The 6,000-nt window shown below is 45.5% G+C and carries 6 protein-coding genes; 2 read left to right on the forward strand and 4 right to left on the reverse strand.

From position 1 onward, the window contains the following. The first annotated feature begins 110 nt into the window (after positions 1 to 110). The gene (locus tag KHM83_RS15445) at positions 111 to 596 is read left to right on the forward strand and encodes a hypothetical protein (RefSeq protein WP_213237942.1); all 486 of its coding nucleotides are present in this window, start codon (positions 111 to 113) and stop codon (positions 594 to 596) included. Positions 597 to 658: 62 nt separating this feature from the next. Further along, positions 659 to 1,177: a hypothetical protein gene (locus KHM83_RS15450; RefSeq protein WP_213237943.1), complete on the forward strand. Its 519-nt coding sequence runs from the start codon at positions 659 to 661 to the stop codon at positions 1,175 to 1,177. A 245-nt stretch (positions 1,178 to 1,422) separates the two neighbouring features. On the opposite strand, the gene KHM83_RS15455 is transcribed toward KHM83_RS15450, so the two are convergent. Genes KHM83_RS15455 through KHM83_RS15470 form a run of 4 tightly spaced genes read right to left on the reverse strand, consistent with a single transcriptional unit; the run spans position 1,423 to position 5,874 of the window. After that, positions 1,423 to 3,159, reverse strand: coding sequence for an NADH-dependent [FeFe] hydrogenase, group A6 (locus KHM83_RS15455; RefSeq protein ID WP_213237944.1), 1,737 nt, complete (start codon positions 3,157 to 3,159; stop codon positions 1,423 to 1,425). 12 nt (positions 3,160 to 3,171) lie between these two features. Beyond that, positions 3,172 to 4,965 carry an NADH-quinone oxidoreductase subunit NuoF gene (locus tag KHM83_RS15460; protein WP_213237945.1) on the reverse strand — a complete coding sequence of 598 codons (1,794 nt, stop codon included), beginning with the start codon at positions 4,963 to 4,965 and terminating at the stop codon, positions 3,172 to 3,174. 11 nt (positions 4,966 to 4,976) lie between these two features. After that, a complete protein-coding gene (locus tag KHM83_RS15465; RefSeq protein WP_213237946.1) occupies positions 4,977 to 5,381 on the reverse strand; it encodes a (2Fe-2S) ferredoxin domain-containing protein in 405 nt (134 codons plus the stop codon). Continuing rightward, positions 5,362 to 5,874, reverse strand: a complete 513-nt coding sequence (locus KHM83_RS15470; protein ID WP_213237947.1) for an NADH-quinone oxidoreductase subunit NuoE family protein — start codon at positions 5,872 to 5,874, stop codon at positions 5,362 to 5,364. The genes KHM83_RS15465 and KHM83_RS15470 overlap by 20 nt, the downstream gene beginning before the upstream one ends. Between the last annotated feature and the right edge of the window lie 126 nt (positions 5,875 to 6,000).

The following is a 6,000-nucleotide window of genomic DNA, read 5'->3' on the forward strand; positions in this document are numbered from 1 at the left end:
GCCTCCGGGGGTTCACAAAAAGTTTAAGGTTTCATAGTGGTGCATTCGTGTCAAAACGCAGTGGATAATGATATAATAATTTAGATGACCACATATTATAAGGAGTGATTATGAAATCAAAGCAGTTTATCAGAATGATTAGTGCACTGATTGTGTCAATTAGCTTTTTTCTGCCGTGGATAAAATCGGATCCTAACTTTGATACTTTTGCCGCTTCGAAGACTGGATACTCAGGAATGACGATCTTGAGCGGCGGCATTAATTCAGGTGTTGCGATGGTCTCGGCATTTGGCAAAGCATACGGCTTTCCGCTTCCCGCTGAGACGCTCTATATAGGCTACCTACTGCTCTTATTGCCAATACTCGGCATTGCAGGGATTGTGCTGACAGGACTGAGAAAACGCGGCGGCATTGCCTGTATTCGCATTCAGTCATTGATGACCTTGATTTTTACATTTATTATATCGTTTGTCATTTTTATTTTTCCCGATATGAAAATGCTTTTAGGCGACATGTTCAATATTAGTTTCGGCTTAGTGCTAATGAATGTCTTTGCCGTTATTGCACTTATTTTTTCATTTGAAACGAAGCATTAAAGTGCAGCTTAAAACTCAATCGACATAACAAAGCGAGTACACTGGCTTAAGAGGGTAACTAGATGAAAGTTGTAATGAAAAGAACCGTTATTTTTATCGCATTTGCCATGACGATGACGTTAATCGTCGACCATCTTCATTATACTATAAAAACTGAGCATTTGTCAGACTATACAACGCGTCAGCTAGCAGCTCAATTAACGGATGAAACGGAAATTGAACTGTTGGCATCGAATAGCACTGCCTTTATCAACGTGTTGTTTTTCAAGACGAGACTTGGCAGTGAATCCACACTCTGGGTGATGGCTTATCGCAAAAGTCCCATTAGTCAGGCGTTCCAAATGGTTAAGCAGATCAAACTTTCACCATATGATGGCTCACCGTTGGATAAATCATTTCTAGTCAATCAGTTTGGCCATAAGATGCTGGTGCTGTTTGGGATTAATTCGCAATACAATATTCGGGTGATGCGTAATCGCGTGGCATCAGATTACTATGAAACCAGTGAAATGCCGAACTATCTAGTGATGCTCGAAGATATTGAGCACTTATATTTTTATTATGAAACCAACGCGGAGTAATGATTGTACCAAATAGATAAATGGCACTGAGCCATGATACCTAGCCGTTGAACCGCTAATGTCAAAGCGGTGGCTGGGGACACGAGATGATAAAAGCAATGGATCATCCATATAGGAAAATTCATATAGGCATTATTATGAAATGAAAAAGGGATGTCTTAACGCGACAGATCAAATCGCGTTGGAACATCCCTTTATTAAATGGGGCAATTACCTCAAGTAGGAAGATGAGAACTTACATTATACTATATTTTTTCCTTGCCAATATAATAGGTATGCAAGAGTTCGTGCGCCTTATGGCTGTTTGGTTTGCCGAGGTATTCACGATAAAGCTGCTGAATATACGGATTTTCGTGGCTCTTGCGAAGGACTTTATTGCGGTCTTCCTGATAAATAGCCGCTTGGCGTTTCTTGATGATATCTGTATTGCCGTGATGGTACGGCTGACCGCCGCCGCCAATACAACCGCCCGGGCATGCCATGATTTCGATGGCGTGGAAGGTTGATGAACCATCTCGGATAGCTTCCAGCAGTTTTCTCGCATTGCCCAGACCATGTGCAATGCCTATTTTTAGCGTTTGATCGCCAATATCGACAGTTGCTTCACGAATGCCGTCAAATCCTCTAAGTTGTTCAAAATCAACTTTTTCAAGGGTTTCTGAGGTCACCCATTCATAAGCTGTACGGATAGCCGCTTCAATAACGCCGCCCGTGGTGCCGAAGATAACAGAGGCGCCGGTGCTCTCGCCGAGCAATGGATCAAAATCACTGATGGGCAGAGCGGCATAATCAACACTGGCTTCTTTGAGCATGAGGCCGAGTTCGCGCGTTGTGATGACGATGTCGACGTTGTTATTATGATCTTTGGTGAGCTCGGGTCTTGCTGCCTCTGCTTTTTTAGCGAGACAAGGCATGACAGAAGCGACGACAATATCTGCTGGATTAAGACCGGTACGCTCAGCGTAATAGGTTTTGATGATTGTGCCAAGCATGATTTGAGGCGATTTGCAGGTAGATGGAATATCCAACAGATCCGGGAACTGGTGTTCAAAGAACTTAACCCATGCTGGACAGCAGCTGGTGAGCATAGGCAGACGTCCTTTGCCGTTTAATCGTTCAATAAGTTCGCTGGCCTCTTCCATAATGGTAAGGTCAGCGCCGAAGTCTGTATCAAAAACGGCATCAAAACCGAGTGAACGCAATGCGCTGACCATTTGTCCCGTGGTGATCGTACCCGGTTCGAGACCGAAGAGTTCGCCAATGGCAACGCGAACCGCAGGTGCAACCTGAACGACGACGTGTTTTGAAGGATCATTGAGATGTTCCCAGAGCCGATCGGTGTTGTTGACTTCGGTGAGTGCGGCAGTCGGGCAGACGGCAACGCATTGACCGCAGAAAGTGCAAGATGTATCGACCATGTCTAAATTGAAAGCCGGACCGACGAAGACATTAAAGCCTCTGTCGACAGCAGAGAGAATACCGCAGGTTTGGACTTCATTGCACATGGTTTCACAGCGCCTGCACATGACACATTTATTTGGATCTTTAACCAGTGCGAAAGAAGTTTGATCCTTTGGGTGGTTCATTTTTTCACCGGTATATCGTACTTCACGTATCCCTAGATCTGCGGCTAGCTTTTGCAGATCGCACTCGAGGTTTTTGGGACAGACAAGGCAATCATAGGGATGATTGGACAATAATAGTTCGACTGCCATGCGCCTTGCTGAGATGCTTCGAGGCGTATCAGTGTGAACGACCATGCCGTCTACACACTTTTCAGAGCAAGATGGCACCAACGCAGGGCGTCCTTTGACTTCTACCATACAGACGCGGCAAGATGCCGTCTGATTGATAATGCCAAAATCGTCTAGATCAAGGTGGCATAACGTGGGAATTGTAATATTTACTTTTTTAGAGGCTTCCAGAATAGTCGTTCCCTCTTGAACTTCTACTGGAATGCCGTTGATGGTTAATTGAATCATTGATGCCACCTCCTATGGCCTTATAACGGCATCGAACTTACATGCCGTGTAACATGCACCACAGGTGATGCATTTAGCGGCGTCAATGGTATGACGCATTTTAGGTTGACCAGTAATGCACTGTACGGGACATACGCGAGCACAAGCGGTGCAGCCGATACACTTTTCGGGATCTATGGCGTATTTTGAAAGTGCCTTGCAGGCACCTGCCGGACAATGCTTGGCATCAATGTGGGCATCGTATTCATCGGCAAAGTAGTGAAGCGTACTTAAAACGGGATTGGGTGCTGTTTGACCGAGTCCGCATAAGGCGCTGTCCTTTATCATTTGACCAAGTGTTTTCAGTTTTCGAATATCTTCACGTGTGCCTTCGCCCTCAGTAATTTTTGTCAGGATTTCATACATGCGTTTTGTGCCAATACGGCAAGGCGTACATTTGCCGCAGGATTCGTCCTGCGTGAATTCGAGATAGAACTTTGCAATGTTGACCATGCAGTCATCTTCGTCCATGACGATCATACCGCCTGAGCCCATCATGGATCCAATCGCCTTAAGGCTTTCATAATCAATGGGTGTATCGAGGTCGGTTTTTGTAATGACGCCGCCGGACGGTCCACCGGTTTGGACGGCTTTGAAAGCTTTGCCGCCAACGATCCCGCCTCCGATATCGTAGATGATTTCACGAAGGGTTGTTCCCATTGGGACTTCAACGAGTCCGACGTTGTTTACTTTTCCGGCAAGCGCAAAGACTTTTGTACCCGGTGATGTTGGCGTACCAATGCTTTTAAACCAATCTGCACCTTTTAAAACGATCGGCGGAATATTGGCAAACGTTTCAACGTTGTTGACACAGGTTGGTTTGCCGTGGTAGCCTTCGACAGCTGGATAAGGTGGTTTTTTAGTCGGTTCGCCGCGAGCACCTTCGACGGAATGAATAAGCGCCGTTTCTTCGCCGCAGACAAATGCGCCGGCACCGTATTTGATTTGAAGTTTGAAGCAGAAATCAGAACCGAAGATATGATCGCCCAATAAGCCATTGGCTTCCGCTTGTTCAATGGCGACTTTCAGGCGATGAATCGCCAGTGGATATTCAGCGCGTATATAGATGATTCCCGTTGAAGCGCCAATGGCATAGCCGGCAATGGTCATAGCTTCAATGATGGTATGCGGATCGCCTTCGAGAATGGAGCGATCCATAAAAGCACCCGGATCACCTTCGTCAGCGTTGCAAATAACATATTTTTGATCAGAAGCGCTTTTGGCCGTCAGTTCCCATTTGAGGCCGGTTGAGAAGCCGCCGCCGCCTCGCCCTCTGAGCCCGCTGGCCTTAATATTTGCGACAACCTGCTCCGGTGTGCAATCGGTCAAGACAGTGCCCAAAGCCTCATACCCGCCATATGCTATGTATTCAAAGATGTCCTCAGGGTTGATCAGGCCACAGTGTCTTAGTGCAATCCGATACTGCTTCTTATAAAAATGCATTTCATCATGACGTTTCAGCTGCTTCAAGCTCGTAGGCTCATGATAGAGCAAATGATTGACAATACGTCCTTTGACAATATGTTCGTCTACAATTTCAACAAGATTTTCAGGTTTTACCTGAACGTAAAAAACATTGTCAGGATGGATTTTTACGATTGGTCCCTGTCCGCAGAATCCAAAGCACCCAGTTTTGACAATGCCGACTTCATCTTCGTAGCCGCGGTCAGCAATGAGTGTTTTAAGTGTTTCGATCATTTCTAAACTCTGCGATGAAACACAGCCAGTTCCGCCGCAGACCATGATATGCGTTCTTTGCTTAGCCATAGGTCACCTCCTCAACGTATGGTCTGAAACGTTTGAATGAGGATGTGATCATCTAAAAGCTCGCCGTTTTCAATATGCTTATGGATGATATTCTGAATATCCTCTGGGTGGATGTTGCCGTATAAAATGGGTTCTTGACCGGGAATGTTCACTTGAACCGTCGGTTCACTGTGACAATAGCCCATACAGCCGACGGGAATAACCTTGATATGGTCCAGATTCTCGGTATCAATAATATCAATAAAGGCGTTCAGCACTTCGCGGCTGCCGGCAGCAATCCCGCAAGTTGCCATACCAATGAGAATTTCGATTTGTTGATCGTCGGATTCGCCATGATCTCTCAGTTTGACTTTTTTCATTTGCGATGCACGGATGGCTTTTAGTTCTTCCAGTGATTTAATGGGCATTCTGTTCACTTCCCTTCTCCCGATATTGTGCAATAATGGTATCGATATCGGCTGCCTCAACATGACCGAAGACCTTGTCATCCACCATGACGACAGGGGCGAGGCCGCAGGCGCCGATACATCTGACATCTCTTAGTGTGAACATGCCGTCTGATGTTGTTTCGCCATTTTTTATGCCTAAAGCATCGGTGAAGGCATGGAGCACTTTTTCAGAACCCTTGACAAAACAGGCGGTCCCCATGCAGACGCTGATGGTGTGCAGACCTCTTTTCTTTTGTGTAAAGAAAGTGTAGAAGCTGACGACACCGTAGACTTTTGAAGCGGGAATATCTAGTTTTCGGGCAATGTAGAGTTGCAGTTCGCTCGGCAGATAGCCGAAAATCTCCTGTGCGCGATGGAGGACGGCAATTAGTGCATCGTTTTTATCGGCTTGTGCATCAATAAAAGCATTGAGTGCGTCCAGACGTTCCTGTGTCTTTTCGTGACTAAAAATATCCGACATGATGTTCTTCCTTATATAATGTATTTAGGTTTTAAAGGACGACCTATAACCTTTAAAGCTATCAACAATTATACATTTACATGTATAATTAATTTATTAGATAGAGTGATGTCTGTAGCTTCCTTG

The organism is Fusibacter paucivorans (genome assembly GCF_018390735.1).
GTDB classification, from domain to species: domain Bacteria; phylum Bacillota; class Clostridia; order Peptostreptococcales; family Acidaminobacteraceae; genus Fusibacter; species Fusibacter paucivorans.

Coding starts and splice junctions, on each gene's coding strand:
- KHM83_RS15445 (WP_213237942.1), top strand. CDS start 111: ATGAAATCAAAGCAGTTTATCAGAATGATTAGTGCACTGATTGTGTCA.
- KHM83_RS15450 (WP_213237943.1), top strand. CDS start 659: ATGAAAGTTGTAATGAAAAGAACCGTTATTTTTATCGCATTTGCCATG.
- KHM83_RS15455 (WP_213237944.1), bottom strand. CDS start 3,159: ATGATTCAATTAACCATCAACGGCATTCCAGTAGAAGTTCAAGAGGGA.
- KHM83_RS15460 (WP_213237945.1), bottom strand. CDS start 4,965: ATGGCTAAGCAAAGAACGCATATCATGGTCTGCGGCGGAACTGGCTGT.
- KHM83_RS15470 (WP_213237947.1), bottom strand. CDS start 5,874: ATGTCGGATATTTTTAGTCACGAAAAGACACAGGAACGTCTGGACGCA.